The sequence below is a fragment of the Celeribacter sp. HF31 genome, assembly GCF_011806455.1.
GTDB lineage: Bacteria > Pseudomonadota > Alphaproteobacteria > Rhodobacterales > Rhodobacteraceae > Celeribacter.
The window spans coordinates 17,646-32,375 of the sequence record NZ_JAATOT010000009.1; the positions used below are offsets into that span (position 1 = coordinate 17,646).

A 14,730-nucleotide genomic window follows, 5' to 3' on the forward strand; every position below is an offset into this window, starting at 1 on the left:
CGAGACACGCGCAGAGGAGGAAACGCGATGCTTGACAGTACAACAACCACTCAGACCCAGGAGCTGCTGGACACGCTGAACGCCGCATTGGAGGGCGGCGATATCGAGCGTGCCGCATCCTTGTTCGCAACCGACAGCTATTGGCGTGATCTGGTTGCGGTCAGCTGGAATCTGAAGACCGTCGAAGGCCCCGAGGGCGTGGCCGATATGCTGCACAGCCAGCTCGACCACACCCGTCCGGGCAAGTTCGAGATTCAGTCAGGCGAGATGCCCGCCGAGGAGGACGGCGTCATCACGGCTTGGCTCACATTCGAAACCGCCACCGGGCGTGGTTGGGGGTTGATGCGGATGCGCGACGGTCGGATCTGGACGCTGCTGACCGCACTACAGGAACTCAAGGGCTTTGAGGAAAACCGCGGCAAACGCCGCCCGATGGGCGCGGAGCATGGCGCGAAAAAGAACCGCAGCTCATGGAAGGAACGCCGCGAGGCCGAGGAGGCCGAGCTTGGCTATACGACCCAGCCCTATACGCTGATCATCGGCGGTGGTCAGGGCGGCATCGCGCTTGGCGCACGGCTGCGTCAATTGGGCGTCCCCACCATCGTTCTGGACAAACACGACCGGCCCGGCGACCAGTGGCGGTCCCGCTACAAATCGCTCTGCCTGCACGATCCGATCTGGTACGACCACCTGCCCTACATCAAGTTCCCCGACAACTGGCCGGTGTTCACGCCCAAGGACAAGGTCGGTGACTGGTTGGAGATGTACACCAAGGTCATGGAGATCAATTACTGGAGCCGCTCAGAAGTCCAGAAGGCCAGCTATGACGAAGCCACAGGCACCTGGGAGGTCAAGGTCAACCGCGACGGCGAAGAGGTGATCCTGCGCCCGACCCAGCTTGTGCTCGCCACCGGCATGTCGGGCAAACCGAACATGCCGGAATTTCCCGGTATGGAGACCTTCAAGGGCACGATCCAGCATTCCTCGCAGCATCAGGGGCCGGATGAATGGGCCAGGAAGAAAGTCGTCGTCATCGGCTCTAACAACTCCGCCCATGACATCTGCGCCGCGCTTTGGGAGGGCGATGCCGATGTGACGATGGTCCAACGCTCCTCGACCCATATCGTGCGCTCGGATAGCCTGATGGAGATCGGCCTCGGCGCGCTTTATTCCGAAGAGGCGATCGCCAACGGGGTGACCACCGAAAAGGCCGACATGATCTTTGCCTCCCTGCCCTACAAGATCATGCATGAATTCCAAATCCCGCTCTACGACCAGATGCGCGAACGCGACGCGGAGTTCTACAAAGGTCTGGAAAAAGCCGGGTTCGATCTCGACTGGGGCGATGACGGCTCGGGCCTGTTCATGAAATACCTGCGACGCGGCTCCGGCTATTACATCGACGTGGGCGCCAGCCAGTTGATCATCGACGGTGAGGTCAAACTCGCCAAAGGCGGCGTCGATCATTTCGAGGAGGACGCGGTCGTTCTGACCGACGGCACCCGGCTGCCCGCCGATCTGGTGGTGCTCGCCACGGGGTTCGGCTCGATGAACGGCTGGGCTGCGGATCTCATCAGCCCAGAAGTCGCGGATAAGGTCGGCAAGGTCTGGGGCCTCGGCTCCGACACCACGAAAGACCCCGGCCCCTGGGAGGGCGAACAGCGCAATATGTGGAAACCGACCCAGCAGGAGCACCTCTGGTTCATGGGCGGCAACCTGCACCAGTCGCGCCACTACTCGCTCTACCTCGCCCTGCAATTGAAAGCCCGTCTGGAGGGGATCGACACCCCTGTTTACGGCCTTCAGGAGGTGCATCACCTGTCGTGATGCGCATCACGCGTCCGGGTTTTCTTCCCGGCCCGGACGCAAACTTTACGAACCAAGGAGAACCACAATGAAAGCAGCACGCTGGCATGGCGTCAAAGATATCCGCGTCGAAGACATCCCCGAACCCTCCCCTGCGGCAGGCGAGGTCAAGATCAAGGTGGCCTGGACCGGAATTTGCGGCAGCGACCTGCACGAATATCTCGCCGGGCCGATTTTCGTCCCCGTGGACGAGGAGCACCCGCTCAGCCATGACAAGGCGCCGATCACCATGGGTCACGAATATTGTGGCGAGATCACCGAATTGGGCGCGGGCGTGACCGGGCTTGCGATTGGCGACCGCGTGGCGATCGAACCGATCTTTGCCTGTGGCACCTGCCCCGCCTGTCATGAGGGCAAATACAATCTCTGTGACAGCCTCGGCTTCGTGGGGCTTTCCGGCGGGCACGGCGGTTTTGCCGCGACCTCTGTGGTGCCCGCGGGCATGGTGCACAAAATGCCGGACGCCCTGTCGATGGAGCAAGGCGCGCTGGTGGAACCGGCGGCCGTCGCGCTCCATGCGGTGCGGATGTCCAAGATCAAGGCGGGCGACACGGCCGCGGTCTTTGGCGCCGGGCCGATCGGTCTTTTGGTCGTCGAGGCGCTGCGTGTCGCCGGTGCGGCCCAGATTCATGTGGTCGAACCCTCGCCCGAGCGTCGCGAAAAGGCGCTGGAACTCGGCGCCACCAGCGTCATCGACCCGATGTCGACCGATCCGGTGGAGACGATCCGCGCGGCGACCGGCGGCGTCAACGTGGCTTTCGAAGTGACCGGGGTGCCGCGCGTTCTGCCGCAATGTATCGACAGCACCCGGCACGAAGGTCAAACGCTGATCGTCTCGATCTGGGAAGGCGATGCCGCGTTCCAACCCAACACCGCCGTTCTGAAGGAGCGTCAGCTTCTGGGCACCATCGCCTATCGCAACATCTATCCGGCGGTGATGGAGCTTATGACCCAGGGCTACTTCAGCGCCGACAAACTGGTGACCAAACGCATCTCGATCGACGAGATCGTCGATCAGGGGTTCGAGGCTCTCGTGGCGGAAAAATCTCAGGTGAAAATCCTGGTCAAAGCTCCCGAGTGATTTGATGTCGACAAGGCGGGCCTGATCATCCGAACGGGCCCGCCTCTTTTACCGAACAAAGTCGTTTATGAAGATTTGCCCTCAGGGCAAAGACGTTCCAAAATGCGATAGGGGTCGGACGCCCCGACCTCAGGATCGAAAAGATGGTCCAGCTGACCCTCAACGACATTGAGCGTCTCCTCATAGATCGTCGCCCACAGCCCCCGGATCCCCACATCGGCAAACTCGCATCGACAGCCCATCTTTTTTCAACTTTCTTTGTCACAGTCTCCGTCTTCGCCGCCTCTTACTAAATATGCGGTCGGGACTGGCCCGACGCAGATCAATGAGGACGACACCCATGAAAACGCACGACGTACAATCCATCAGCATCGCAAAACCCTTTGCCGAGGTGTTCGAATACATCGCCGATCCGGCGCATCTGCCCGAATGGACCAACGCTTTCAAATCCGCAGACGCCGAGACGGCGGAACTGGTCACCCCCAATGGCGCGGTGCCGATCCAGCTCGAAACACGGGCCTTCGCCGAACAGGGCACGGTCGACTGGATCATGACCTTTCCCGATGGCGCCGTGGGCGCGGCCTATTCCCGTGTGACCGAGGATGCCCACGACACGTCGATCTATTCCTTTGTCCTGATGGCGCCGCCGGTGCCGCTTGAACTGTTGGAGGGCGCTTTGGAAGAGCAGAAAATGACACTGGCCAAGGAGCTCGTGAGCCTCAAGACGCGGCTTGAGGCATGATCCGTCTGGATCCGAAACAGGTGAGCGCCGCGCGACAGGGGGATCGCGCGGCTCTTGCTGCCCTCGTTCAGGGCCTGCAACGCCCGATCTACGGTCTTGCCATGCGGATGCTGGCGCATCCCGCAGATGCGGAGGACGCGACACAGGAAATTCTCATCAAGATTATCACGCATCTCGGCACACTCCGCGACGACGAAGCCGCCGGAGGATGGGCCCTCAAGGTCGCATCACGGCATCTGGTCGGGATGCGCAAGCGCGGCCGTGTGGAAGCGATGCGCATGACGTTCAAGGATTTCGCCGACGATCTGGAAAGCGGCTTGGCCGTCCCCGACAGGGATGAGGCAGACGACATGGTCACGGCGATTGCCATCGAGGAGATCAAGGTCGGGTGTACGCTGGCGATGTTGACCTGTCTCAACCGGAGCCTGCGCATGGCCTATGTGCTCGGCGATATTTTCGAAATGTCTGACACCGAGGCTTCGGAAGCACTGGGCGTATCGGCCGCCGCCTATCGCCAAAGGCTGCGCCGCGCCCGTCAGGAGATCACCCGGTTTCTGGAGAAATCTTGCGGAAATGTGTCGCAAAACGCCACCTGTCGATGCGAACACCGCCTGAACGCGGCGCAAAAGAGCGGGCGGGTCACGCTTGGCACCCCGGCTTTCGGACTGGCCGCCCCGGCCTCTGATATCCCCGCATTGCGTCGCCGCGTCAGATCGCTTGAAGAGGGCAGACGGGCCGCCGCGCTGATGCGATCGAACCCTTCTTTTGCGACCGATGTCGGGGAATTGGTCCTTGCGGCCCTGAAATAGCGCGCGGGCCTACGTGGTCCGGACGCGCGCCGAACATCACGTCTCCGAAGACGTCATCCAAAGAGCTTCAAACAACTGCCGCTGCATGGTCGCGAACTCCACGCTTTCGATGATCATGCCGTAATTTTCCCGCATGGACGAGATCAGGCAGACCTTGTCGTCATAGATCAATGTCGTCATCGACAGCAGAACATTCTCAGGGGCGAAACGGAGATGGCGCAGATCGCCTGAATCCGACGGCCAGATTGAGGCGACGTCTTTCGTGCGGGACCTGATCACCCTGAGCCAGATGCCCTTTTCTTTGCGCGCGGCGATGAAATTCTCCATCTCCTGAAGACCGGGAACCTCACGCAGCTCATCCATGGACAAAATACCGAGCAACGTCGGATTTGTCCCCTTGATGCTCAAGGTGTCTTTCAGCGCGATCAAAATCCCCTCGCGGCCTTCGTAATACCGAATGCGGGGCTTGCCCTTCGCGCGATTGTAGAGTGACCGCAACTCCGGCATCACCTCATTGAGCATCTGTTTGCGTGCCTCGATCCGTTCCAGCAAAACAGAGGGATCTTCGGCGACAACGATGCGCTTGTTGCCGCTTTTCACGATGGCAACGAGACCCTCCTCCTCCAGCCGCGACAGCGCGTCATAGGCCGTGGTGCGCACCAGCCCTGCGCGCGTGGCCACATCGGAAATCGGGGCCTCGCCCAATTCGATTGCCGCCACATACAACCGGTAGAGCGTACCGCTGATGCCCAGCTTCGACAATTTGCTTTGAAAATCATACATCAGACAGCCCTCAAACCTCTAAACCCGTAAAATAATGCGACTTCAGAACGCGCACAAGGGGATCTTGCCTGTCGGAAGCATTCGACAAACTGAGTCGAATTTCGTGTCGAAAATGTCCGACAGATTATCGAAATAATAAAAATTCAGATTAATAAATGGCCAAGGACAAACAATTTTGATCACTTTAGCGCCAAAAACGGCCCCAAAAAACGAATTTTCGAAGCACAATTGACAGTCATGTCCAAAATTCGCACAAAACAAGTGTGTCTAAATTAATCGACTAAATCGAGGTAAGCGATGACTTTCAAAGCGGCAGTGATTCAGGCAGGCGCCGTGCCATTCGATATCGAGGCCAGCCTCGCCAAGGCGGAGGTGCTGATTGCCGAGGCCGGTGCGCAGGGCTGTCGCCTCGCCGTTTTCCCCGAAGCCTATATTTCCGCCTACCCCAAGGAGCAGAGCTATGAGATCTCCGTCGGGGTGCGCACGGACGCAGGTCGCGAAGAGTTCCGGCGCTACGTCGACAGCGCCATTGAAATCCCCGGCGCCGAGACGGAGCGTCTGGGACAGGCCGCCGCCGCCGCCGGGCTTTACCTCGTAATGGGCATCATCGAACGCGAGGCGGGCACGCTCTATTGCACCGTCGTCTTCTTTGGCCCCGACGGAACGCTTTTGGGCAAACATCGCAAGCTGATGCCAACCGGTGCGGAACGTCTGGTCTGGGGCTTTGGCGATGGTTCGACATTGCCCACCTTCGACACCGACATTGGCAACATCGGCGCCGTGATCTGCTGGGAAAACTACATGCCGATGATGCGCATGGCCATGTACGGTCAGGGCATCAACCTCTATTGCGCCCCCACCGCCGACGACCGGGACAGCTGGCAAGCGACCATGCAACACATCGCCCTCGAAGGGCGCACCTTCGTGTTTTCGAGCTGCCAGGTGTTGTGGGAAAAAGATTTCCCCGAAGACTATGCCTTCACCCGCACCGATCCCGACCGCATCATGATGCGCGGCGGCAGCGTGATCCTTGATCCTTTGGGCAATGTCCTCGCAGGCCCGCTGTTCGACGAGGAGGGCATTCTGGTCGCCGAGATCGATCTGGACGCGGTGACACGGGGCAAGCTCGATTTCGACGCCGCCGGGCACTACGCCCGCCCGGATGTTTTCGAACTGCGGGTGAACACGACGCCCCGCACACCGGTCACCTATACCAAAGCCGAGGGATAAGGAGAAACGATGCAACGCCTGTCCGACGTTTTCACCCAATTGCTCAACCTGCTCTCCGGGGTCGCCTTTGCCGCCGCCCTTTTGATCAACGCCGCCAATGTTGCGGGGCGATACCTGTTTCACAGCCCGATCTTCTGGGCCGAGGAGGTCACGACCCTGCTCATCATCTGGTCGGTGTGCCTGATGTCCTATCGGTTGACCCTGCAGGGGGAAAACCTCTCCGCCGAAATTCTCAAACCTATATTGCCGCGTGCCGCATTGCGCTGGGTCGCCTTTGTCCTCGCCGCCGCAGGCGCCATCCTCTGCGGATATTTCGCCTATAACGCCTATCTCGTTGTCGAGCTGGTCGCCCGGTTCTCTCAGGTGACCAACGTGGCAGAAATCCCCAAGCAATACGTCAATGGCTCGATCTTCGCGGCCTTTGTACTGGCCTGCCTTGGCGGCATCGTGCGCAGCCTCTCTCTGCTCGTTTCAGACCAACTCCTCACCGCATCCGAGCCCGTCGAAGTTCAAGATGCACTGGCAGGTACCAAATGACACTCATCGCTATTCTCGCCGGCTTGCCGCTGTTGTTGTTGATCATCGGTCTGCCGATCTATCTCGTCCTGCTCACCACTGCGAGCGTCGCCATCCTCACCCAGATGAGCGTCCCCGCCACCATGGTGCCGCAGATCATGTTCGGTGGCCTCGATAAATTCGCCCTGCTCTCCGTGCCGTTCTTCATCTTCGCGGGTGAGATCATGTCGCGCGGCGGCGTGTCGCGGCGCATCGTCAATTGCATCCTGATGCTCTGCGGCGGGTTGAAATCCGCCCGCCCGATGACCGCCATCGGCGCCAGCGAATTTTTCGGCGCGGTCTCCGGCTCAAGCCCCGCCACCGTCGCCGCCATCGGCCGGTTGATGTACCCGAGCCTGCGCGAGGGCGGCTATAGCGAAAAGTTTTCGCTTGGCCTCATCACCTCTGCTGGCGGCATCGCAAGCGTCATGCCGCCCAGCATCCTGATGATCCTTTATGCGGCCTCCTCAGAGCAATCCGTCACCGCGCTCTTTGCCGCCGGGATCCTGCCCGCCTTGCTGCTCGGCCTCGTCATTGTCGGATACATCCTCTGGGTGTCGCGCAAAATGAAACCCTCGGGTGCCAACACGGCGCAAAAAGGCGAGGCCCTGTCGCTCTTTCTCTCGGCCCTGCCCGCACTCGGCACACCTGTGGTCATCCTCGGCGGCATCTATTCCGGCATCTTTTCCCCGACGGAGTCGGCGGGTGTTGCGGGCGTCTACGGTGTTCTGGTCGCGCGGTTTTTCTACCGTGAAATCACTTGGCGCGAGATTTGGAGCGTTGTGCTCAGCTCCGCCCATCTCACCGCGCAAATCCTGCTCGTCGTCGCGGCCTCCGGGGTGTTTTCCTGGGTCCTCACCACCAGCGGCGTGCCGCAGACCCTCGTCAATTTCGTCGAAGCCGCCTCAAGCGAGCCTTGGGTGGTCCTGCTCACCATCAACATCTTCCTGCTGATCGTCGGCTGTTTGATGGACCCGGTCTCCGCGATCGTTCTTTTGACGCCGATGCTGGTGCCTGTGGTCACCCATCTTGATGTGAACCTCGTCCACTTCGGCGTCATCATGGCCGTGAACCTGAGCATCGGCATGTTCACACCGCCCTTCGGTCTGAACATCTTCACCTCCAATGCCCTGTTCGGCGCCCCGATTTCGCGCATCAGCGCGGGCCTCGTGCCCTTCATCATCCTGCAAACGCTGGCGCTCCTTCTGATCACCTATGTGCCCGCGATCTCCCTGCCGCAACTCTTGTTCTGATCCCTCTCTCTAGACCCTTAAAATGGAGCTCTCTCATGTCACTATTCCGACCCAGCCGCCGCAACATGGTCAAAGCCGCGGGCACCTGCCTCTTGCTCGCGACCCTCGGTGCCTCCCCTGCCTTTGCGCAAGAGTTCACCATGAAACTGGCGACGGCCACGGTGAATGATGTCCAGACCGAAGCCATCAAACGCTTTGCCAAACGCGTCGAGGAACGTTCCGAAGGCCGCATCAAAACCGAGCTTTACCCCGCAGCACAGCTTGGTTCGAACGCCCGTATGATCGAGGGCCTGCAATTCGGCACCGTCGAATTCTACACCGGCCCCGCCGCCTATCTCGTTGGCGTCGACTCGCGCTTTCAGGTCACCGACCTGCCCGCGATTTTCGAAGACGCCCGCCACGCCCAACGGGTGTTCAGCGATCCGACATTCCGCGAAACCTTTCTGAACCTCGGCGCCGACAAAGGTCTCGTCGGTCTCGGCACCTATATCTACGGCAACACGGCGTTTGCGACCGCCTTTCCCGGCGATACGGTTGAGGCCTTCAACGGCAAAAAACTCCGCGTTCTCGCCTCGAAAGTCGAACGCAAAGGCGTCGAACTCATGGGGGCCACAGCCGTTCCCATCGACTTCAGCGAGGTCGCAACAGCCTTGCAGCAAGGCACCGTGGACGGCATGAAAAGCTCCCCGCCCGCCTTCACCTCGCTCAAACTCTACGACATCGTGAAACACATCACCGCCACCGAAGACGGCGTGATGGGCGAGGTCATGATGGTCAGCAAAATCTGGTGGGACACCCTGCCGGAAGACTTGCAAACCATGCTGCGCGAAGAGGCAACGGCGCTTGAGCCGGAGCTTTACGACTATGTTCTGGAAGACCAGGCCAACGCTTACAAAACCTGGGAAGAGATGGGCGGCACCGTTCACTATCTGCCGAAAGACGAACGTGACGCCCTTCTCAAAGAAATGCGCGTCGCCGTGCTCGAACTGCTAAACGAGGACCCCAAAACCGCCGAAATGCTCGCGGTCCTTCTCGACGCGGCAGACCGCACAGCAACGCAATAAGACAACACCGTCAAAAGATCAGGCTGCCCTGTCCTCTGTCAGGGCAGCCCCTGTTTGAGAGAGGCTTTCCATGCAATTCGATATGACAACCCTCGCGGCGCGCAAACGCTACAAACTCCTGTCATCTCTTGTGGTGCCGCGCCCGATTGCATGGGTCTCCACCCTCTCGCCCGAGGGCATCGTCAACCTTGCCCCCTATAGTTTCTTCAACGTGATGGGCCACGACCCGGCGATTGTGGCGCTCGGGATTTTGGAACATCCGGAAAAGCCGCTCAAAGACACCGCGCACAACATCACCGAAACCGGACGCTTTACGGTCAATCTGGTGACCGAGGCGCTGGCGGCACAGATGAACCAGACCGCCACAGACCTGCCCTATGCCGAAAGCGAAGCCGACATGGCCGCCATCGCCATGTCCCCGGCCACCGCCAACGGGGTGCCCGGCATCGCGCACTCTCCTGTTCGGCTGGAATGTCAGTTGATGCAAACCATATCGACGCGCACCTCGCAGAAAATCGTTCTGGGGGAGATTGTGGCGCTTCACGTCGAGGACGCGCTGATGCTCGATTCAGAGACGGCCAGAGTTGATCTGGAGGCCCATCGTCCGATTGCCCGCATGGGCGGCGCCGGTCTCTATTGCAGAACGGCGGATCGTTTCAGCCTTGCGCGCCCGGACAGAAAAACCCAGCCGCTCGACTGACCTGACGGGAAATTTTCCCTGCCCCTTCTCCGTGCCCCTTCGACGCCCCGACAAGGGGCCGCTGACGTTCGGATGCCCTTTCGGGTCGGTCCGCATCTAGTCGGGCTTATGGTCCAGGCTCGCGCGGGTGGCCTGCGCACCCACCGCGCGGTAACGCAGTCCGTCAACCAGTAGAGCGACCAACCGACGCGCCGGTGCAGGGTCTCCATCGCTTGAGGGCATGCACAGGCTCGCGACAGCCCGCAGGAGATCGTAGGGATTTGCGTCGGGCCGTATTTCCTCTGCAGCGACGGCCGCATCCAGCAAACGTCGCAACGCGGGCTCAAACCGGCTGTCGAAATAGGCAGGCAGAGCTTCGAACGCCGGGTCTCCTGAATGCAGGGCGGCAGCCAGTCCGCGCTTGGCAACGATGAAATCGACATAGCGTTGCATCCAGCGGTCAAGCGCCTCCCCCGGAGGATAGGTCCTTGCCAGATCTGACGCAGCCTCCGCGCAGGCGTCCACCTCGCTGCGAAACACCGCCGCGATCAGATCGGAGCGCTGCGGAAAGTTTCGGTAGATGGTTCCAACGCCAACGCCAGCCCTATCAGCGATCTCGCGCATGGGCGTCTCGACCCCCGACGTGGCAAAGATGTCCCGTGCCGTCCGAACGAGTGTCTCGATGTTGCGCTTTGCATCTGCGCGCAGATTTCGGTGCGATGGTCTGTCAGGCATGAGCTCCAAAACTCCTTCAAAGCGCGCTTGATAAACGGAACAATGTTCCGTATATGAGCGGAATAACGTTCCGCTTAATACGCTTTCGAGCCCGATAGCGCCAGCAAGGAATGAAAGGAAAGTCATCATGTCAGACAAACGCGTAGCTCTCATCACGGGAGCCACTCAAGGGATCGGCCTCCAGATCGCCAAGGATCTGGTTGCAAAAGGCCTGACCGTACTTGTCGGCGCACGCGACATGGAAAAGGGTGAACGGGTCGCGCAGGACATCGGCGCGGCAGCCCACGCCCTCCAGCTCGACGTCACGGATGAAGCCTCGATCGCTCAGGCGGCCGCTCTCATTCGCACCAGGTTTGGACGCCTTGATATCCTGATGAACAATGCCGGGATCTCTCGGGTGAACTCCAACGAGGCGTTTTCGGAGGCACTCACGAAGAACCAGCTGACCGACGCCCCTCTGGGCGATATCCGCACCGTATTCGAGACCAACGTATTCGGGGTCATCGCAGTGACCCAAGCGATGCTCCCGCTTCTACGCGAAGCACCGGCAGGCCGCATCGTCATCACCGGCAGCTCTGGCGCCTCGCTGACGCTCAACTCCGACCCCGCCAACGATCATCGGCGCATGTTCGGCAATTACTCGGTTTCGAAGACGGCAGCGCATGCGGTGATGCTGGCCTTTGCGCTTGCGCTTGAAGGGACCAACATCAAGGTCAATGCCGCCTGCCCAGGATTCACCTCCACGGCCCTCAACAACTTCAACGGCACGCGCAGCGTGGAAGACGGCGCGCGGGAACCGGTGCGACTTGCCCTGATCGACGACGATGGCCCGACCGGCACGTTCTCCGATGAAAATGGACCTGTGCCCTGGTGAAGACCGGCGGAGCTGTTTGGCACGTCTTCGGCCTCACCTCCCGGACTGCCCCCGAAACTCTGCCTGAATGACGTCCGGAAAAGCGCGAACCGAGGGGGGCTTCGGGCAGCAGCCCGGGGATGGGTTCGCCGGTCTGGAAAGGCCATGGCATCAACATCCCGGAACTTTGGTCGCGCAGTGCGATGGTACAGCCCCTGCCCTTCGGTCATCAGCGCCGGCGACCGCGTGGTGCGTCTTGTGGTTCCAAAATTGAATTAACAAATTTGGACTTCCCTTATGTCCGCGCGTCGAACAGTTTCTGCAAAGAAAAAGGAGTTATTCCATGACATTCCAACCGACTTTGCCGACTCGCTCGCTCGGAGAAAACCTGTCCGTTTCCGCCCTCGGCTATGGGGCCATGGGTCTGAGCGAGTTTTACGGCGAGACCGATCCCGGGATTATTGACACCATGCTGATGACAGTGCTCAGCGAGGGGATAACCCTGATTGACACCGCAGATGTCTACGGGCGCGGGCACAATGAGGAGATCATCGGCAAGGCCCTAAAAGCTGCGCCGACAGAAGAGCGGGCGGCCATGCGGATCGCCACGAAATGCGGCATCGACCGGCCGAAGGACGCCGCTTATGCGCGACGGATCAACAACGATCCGGCCTATATCCGCGCCTGCTGCGATGCCTCGCTGTCCCGCCTGGGCGTCGAACGCATCGACCTGTTTTACATTCACCGGGTGGACCCGGATGCCGATATTGCCGCGACCATGGAGGTGCTGGGCGATCTGCACAAGGCGGGCAAGATCGCCGGTGCGGGCCTGTGCGAAGTGTCTGCGGCAACATTGCGGCGCGCACATGAGGTGTTTCCGGTCACAGCGATCCAGAGCGAATATTCGCTTTGGACGCGCGATGTCGAAGAGGATATCCTGCCACTCACGCAGGAACTGGGCGTAGGGTTCGTTGCCTACTCGCCGCTCGGAAGAGGATTTCTAACCGGGCGCTACAAGTCCACGGACAACCTGTCCGCCGGGGATTTTCGCCTCTCGAACGCGCGCTTTACCGGCGACAATCTGGATCGCAACACCGCGCTTCTGGCCAAGGTGGAAGCCTTCGCAGCACGCCACAATGCCAGCACCGGTCAGGTTGCCCTGGCTTGGCTTTTGGCCCAGGCGGAAAATATCGTACCGATCCCCGGCACCCGTTCGCCGGAACGGCTGCGCGAAAACATCGCGTCGCTGTCCCTGGACCTGTCCCACGAGGAGCTGACGACCCTGTCCGACATCTGGAAGCCTGGCGCCACCGCCGGAGAACGCTACAGTGCGGAGGGCATGAAAGGGATCAACGCCTGATCCCGCTCAGCCCGGGGTATGCCGTTTGAATTCCTCGATCATGCGCCGAACCTCGGGCCGCGCGCCCTGATCGCGCCAGATCACATAGATCGGGATCTGCAACTGATCGGAAATCTCGGGTGTCAGTGCCCGATAGACCACATTGGTATGGCGGACCGAGGTCCGGAGCGTTGGCAAAAACGTCGCCCCCTCCCCCGCTCCGATCCGTGAAAGCAGTTGAACGTGATCATCCGGCTCGCGCAAACGTGGTGGGCGATATTGGTGATGCGCAAAGACCTGCTCGAAGATGTCGGCATAATGAGGGTTTTCATTTTTCGAGAACCAAAACAGGGGAAGATCGTCAAAATCCTTGAAAGTCACGTGATCTTTCTGCGCGGCCGGATGATGCGCGGGCAAGGACACGCGGATGGTTTCAGTAAAGATCTGCAACCGATCTATGCTGTTGGGCGTATCGCGATAGGCACCGATGATCGCTGCATCCAACTCGCCCGATTCCACCAGCGACGCCAGATTGCGCGAGGCACCATATTCACGCTGAATCACCACTGTATCGCCTATTTTATCCAACATATCTTTCATGATCGGCAAGGCGGTAAAGTCGAACATAAAGCTCAGCCCAATCTTGATCTGACGACTCAGCCGGTCCTCGGCATCGCTCATTCCCGCGATCGAACTTTCCAACATATTGATGATGCGTCGCGCGTCTTCGACAAAGACCTCACCCCCAGCCGTCAGGCTCACGTGATGGGTTGAGCGGTCGAGCAAACGCACACCCAGAACATTCTCAAGCTCCTTGATCTGCCGTGACAGGGGCGGCTGCGACATGCCCAGGCGCGTCGCCGCTCTGCGAAAGCTCATTTCTTGAGCCACAGCGACGAAGCATCGGAGCTGCTGGATGGTGGGAAGGCGGTGAGACGTCACCATAAGATAAGAATTCCTATTTTAAAACAAAAAGATACGACAAACCATCAAGTGTGCTTCGAGCCCATCCACGATCCAATATGAGTAATATCAAGAATAGTATTCCAAAATTCTGCGCCGCAGAAAAGAGTAGAAGTGCGAAACCTCAAAACAACCTGAGGTAATATCACTCTTTATAAGGAACGCTATCAATGGCTTCGAAGTATCTTCTGATCTCGCGCTATTCTTTCAAAACTGGCGCTGCGATTCCCTCGCACTTCATCGACGATGCCACCACCCGAAATTTCTGGTCGGACGCGCAGAACGAACTGATGCAGCTGCGTGCCTTTGAAGACCTGTCGGAGCTGCCCGACACTCTTGCAAAATGCGAATCTGAACTCAGCCAGGCCACCCCGGGACTGATCGGTGACGTCCGCCGCGAACTGGTCGACCTTGTTGAGCAGGTCAAGAGTGCCGAAGACGCACTGCCGCAGACGCCCTATGTGCAACTGCGACACGTCGAGGTGGTGCCCGAGCGGATGGCAGAATATCGCAAATGGCGCGAGGAAACCATTTTTGATGTGGTGCGCAGCCATGACGAGGTCGAGAGCTTTTCGGCCTATCATTCCCTGATCAGCGGCGTGCCCGGCGTGATGTTCGTGTCTGGTTTCAGCTGCCTCCCCGAGGCCTACGCCGCAGTGTTCAACAGCGAACGCTACAAGACCATCGTTCAGCAAGCCGGCGACGGCTATATCACCGGCGGCACCGACGGGCTTTACACCCGGATCTACAACGGTTTGTCCAGCCTTGCCGCCTGACC

Annotated in this window: 16 protein-coding genes and 1 pseudogene; 12 read left to right on the forward strand and 5 right to left on the reverse strand. The window is 59.8% G+C overall.

Translation table 11 applies throughout. From position 1 onward, the window contains the following. The first annotated feature begins 27 nt into the window (after nucleotides 1-27). On the forward strand, nucleotides 28-1,827 hold the full coding sequence (locus HCZ23_RS17510) for an NAD(P)/FAD-dependent oxidoreductase (RefSeq protein ID WP_167603049.1): 1,800 nt from the start codon (nucleotides 28-30) through the stop codon (nucleotides 1,825-1,827). Nucleotides 1,828-1,894: 67 nt separating this feature from the next. Next, entirely contained in the window at nucleotides 1,895-2,947 is a 1,053-nt protein-coding gene (locus HCZ23_RS17515; protein ID WP_167603050.1) for a 2,3-butanediol dehydrogenase, read from the forward strand. A 65-nt stretch (nucleotides 2,948-3,012) separates the two neighbouring features. Here the strand turns inward: HCZ23_RS17515 and HCZ23_RS17520 are convergent, their stop codons facing one another. Continuing rightward, nucleotides 3,013-3,189: a hypothetical protein gene (locus HCZ23_RS17520; protein WP_167603051.1), complete on the reverse strand. Its 177-nt coding sequence runs from the start codon at nucleotides 3,187-3,189 to the stop codon at nucleotides 3,013-3,015. Between the two features lie 98 nt (nucleotides 3,190-3,287). Here HCZ23_RS17520 and HCZ23_RS17525 point away from each other — a divergent pair, with 98 nt between their 5' ends. Beyond that, nucleotides 3,288-3,689, forward strand: a complete 402-nt coding sequence (locus HCZ23_RS17525; protein WP_167603052.1) for an SRPBCC family protein — start codon at nucleotides 3,288-3,290, stop codon at nucleotides 3,687-3,689. Next, nucleotides 3,686-4,498, forward strand: a complete 813-nt coding sequence (locus tag HCZ23_RS17530; RefSeq protein ID WP_167603053.1) for an RNA polymerase sigma factor — start codon at nucleotides 3,686-3,688, stop codon at nucleotides 4,496-4,498. The genes HCZ23_RS17525 and HCZ23_RS17530 overlap by 4 nt, the downstream gene beginning before the upstream one ends. Nucleotides 4,499-4,534: 36 nt before the next feature. Here HCZ23_RS17530 and HCZ23_RS17535 read toward each other — a convergent pair whose 3' ends face one another. Continuing rightward, entirely contained in the window at nucleotides 4,535-5,281 is a 747-nt protein-coding gene (locus tag HCZ23_RS17535) for a TrmB family transcriptional regulator (RefSeq protein ID WP_167603054.1), read from the reverse strand. A gap of 297 nt (nucleotides 5,282-5,578) precedes the next feature. On the opposite strand from HCZ23_RS17535, the gene HCZ23_RS17540 reads away from it, so the two are divergent. From HCZ23_RS17540 to HCZ23_RS17560, 5 genes are all read left to right on the forward strand, one after another. Beyond that, nucleotides 5,579-6,511, forward strand: coding sequence for a carbon-nitrogen hydrolase family protein (locus tag HCZ23_RS17540; RefSeq protein WP_167603055.1), 933 nt, complete (start codon nucleotides 5,579-5,581; stop codon nucleotides 6,509-6,511). 9 nt (nucleotides 6,512-6,520) lie between these two features. Further along, entirely contained in the window at nucleotides 6,521-7,048 is a 528-nt protein-coding gene (locus HCZ23_RS17545; RefSeq protein ID WP_254870372.1) for a TRAP transporter small permease, read from the forward strand. After that, a complete protein-coding gene (locus tag HCZ23_RS17550) occupies nucleotides 7,045-8,319 on the forward strand; it encodes a TRAP transporter large permease (protein ID WP_167603056.1) in 1,275 nt (424 codons plus the stop codon). Before HCZ23_RS17545 ends, HCZ23_RS17550 begins: the two co-directional genes overlap by 4 nt. A gap of 35 nt (nucleotides 8,320-8,354) precedes the next feature. Then, nucleotides 8,355-9,383, forward strand: coding sequence for a TRAP transporter substrate-binding protein (locus tag HCZ23_RS17555; RefSeq protein ID WP_167603057.1), 1,029 nt, complete (start codon nucleotides 8,355-8,357; stop codon nucleotides 9,381-9,383). Nucleotides 9,384-9,453: 70 nt separating this feature from the next. Then, nucleotides 9,454-10,083 (forward strand): flavin reductase family protein, encoded by a 630-nt coding sequence (locus HCZ23_RS17560; protein ID WP_167603058.1) that lies wholly within the window; start codon nucleotides 9,454-9,456, stop codon nucleotides 10,081-10,083. A 96-nt stretch (nucleotides 10,084-10,179) separates the two neighbouring features. On the opposite strand, the gene HCZ23_RS17565 is transcribed toward HCZ23_RS17560, so the two are convergent. Beyond that, nucleotides 10,180-10,797 (reverse strand): TetR/AcrR family transcriptional regulator, encoded by a 618-nt coding sequence (locus HCZ23_RS17565; protein ID WP_167603059.1) that lies wholly within the window; start codon nucleotides 10,795-10,797, stop codon nucleotides 10,180-10,182. Nucleotides 10,798-10,924: 127 nt separating this feature from the next. Between HCZ23_RS17565 and HCZ23_RS17570 the strand changes: the two genes are divergently transcribed. Continuing rightward, nucleotides 10,925-11,671 (forward strand): SDR family NAD(P)-dependent oxidoreductase, encoded by a 747-nt coding sequence (locus HCZ23_RS17570; RefSeq protein ID WP_167603060.1) that lies wholly within the window; start codon nucleotides 10,925-10,927, stop codon nucleotides 11,669-11,671. 322 nt (nucleotides 11,672-11,993) lie between these two features. After that, nucleotides 11,994-13,010 (forward strand): aldo/keto reductase, encoded by a 1,017-nt coding sequence (locus HCZ23_RS17575; RefSeq protein ID WP_254870373.1) that lies wholly within the window; start codon nucleotides 11,994-11,996, stop codon nucleotides 13,008-13,010. A 6-nt stretch (nucleotides 13,011-13,016) separates the two neighbouring features. On the opposite strand, the gene HCZ23_RS17580 is transcribed toward HCZ23_RS17575, so the two are convergent. Then, entirely contained in the window at nucleotides 13,017-13,670 is a 654-nt protein-coding gene (locus tag HCZ23_RS17580) for a LysR family substrate-binding domain-containing protein (RefSeq protein WP_254870374.1), read from the reverse strand. 69 nt (nucleotides 13,671-13,739) lie between these two features. Next, nucleotides 13,740-13,934 (reverse strand): annotated as a pseudogene (locus HCZ23_RS18370) (LysR family transcriptional regulator); the annotation flags it as partial. Between the two features lie 188 nt (nucleotides 13,935-14,122). Between HCZ23_RS18370 and HCZ23_RS17585 the strand changes: the two are divergent. Then, entirely contained in the window at nucleotides 14,123-14,728 is a 606-nt protein-coding gene (locus tag HCZ23_RS17585; RefSeq protein WP_167603062.1) for a hypothetical protein, read from the forward strand. Nucleotides 14,729-14,730 lie beyond the last annotated feature (2 nt).

Coding starts and splice junctions, on each gene's coding strand:
- HCZ23_RS17585 (WP_167603062.1), top strand. CDS start 14,123: ATGGCTTCGAAGTATCTTCTGATCTCGCGCTATTCTTTCAAAACTGGC.
- HCZ23_RS17515 (WP_167603050.1), top strand. CDS start 1,895: ATGAAAGCAGCACGCTGGCATGGCGTCAAAGATATCCGCGTCGAAGAC.
- HCZ23_RS17520 (WP_167603051.1), bottom strand. CDS start 3,189: ATGGGCTGTCGATGCGAGTTTGCCGATGTGGGGATCCGGGGGCTGTGG.
- HCZ23_RS17545 (WP_254870372.1), top strand. CDS start 6,521: ATGCAACGCCTGTCCGACGTTTTCACCCAATTGCTCAACCTGCTCTCC.
- HCZ23_RS17510 (WP_167603049.1), top strand. CDS start 28: ATGCTTGACAGTACAACAACCACTCAGACCCAGGAGCTGCTGGACACG.
- HCZ23_RS17565 (WP_167603059.1), bottom strand. CDS start 10,797: ATGCCTGACAGACCATCGCACCGAAATCTGCGCGCAGATGCAAAGCGC.
- HCZ23_RS17540 (WP_167603055.1), top strand. CDS start 5,579: ATGACTTTCAAAGCGGCAGTGATTCAGGCAGGCGCCGTGCCATTCGAT.
- HCZ23_RS17555 (WP_167603057.1), top strand. CDS start 8,355: ATGTCACTATTCCGACCCAGCCGCCGCAACATGGTCAAAGCCGCGGGC.
- HCZ23_RS17580 (WP_254870374.1), bottom strand. CDS start 13,670: ATGAGCGATGCCGAGGACCGGCTGAGTCGTCAGATCAAGATTGGGCTG.
- HCZ23_RS17525 (WP_167603052.1), top strand. CDS start 3,288: ATGAAAACGCACGACGTACAATCCATCAGCATCGCAAAACCCTTTGCC.
- HCZ23_RS17535 (WP_167603054.1), bottom strand. CDS start 5,281: ATGTATGATTTTCAAAGCAAATTGTCGAAGCTGGGCATCAGCGGTACG.
- HCZ23_RS17570 (WP_167603060.1), top strand. CDS start 10,925: ATGTCAGACAAACGCGTAGCTCTCATCACGGGAGCCACTCAAGGGATC.
- HCZ23_RS17530 (WP_167603053.1), top strand. CDS start 3,686: ATGATCCGTCTGGATCCGAAACAGGTGAGCGCCGCGCGACAGGGGGAT.
- HCZ23_RS17560 (WP_167603058.1), top strand. CDS start 9,454: ATGCAATTCGATATGACAACCCTCGCGGCGCGCAAACGCTACAAACTC.
- HCZ23_RS17550 (WP_167603056.1), top strand. CDS start 7,045: ATGACACTCATCGCTATTCTCGCCGGCTTGCCGCTGTTGTTGTTGATC.
- HCZ23_RS17575 (WP_254870373.1), top strand. CDS start 11,994: ATGACATTCCAACCGACTTTGCCGACTCGCTCGCTCGGAGAAAACCTG.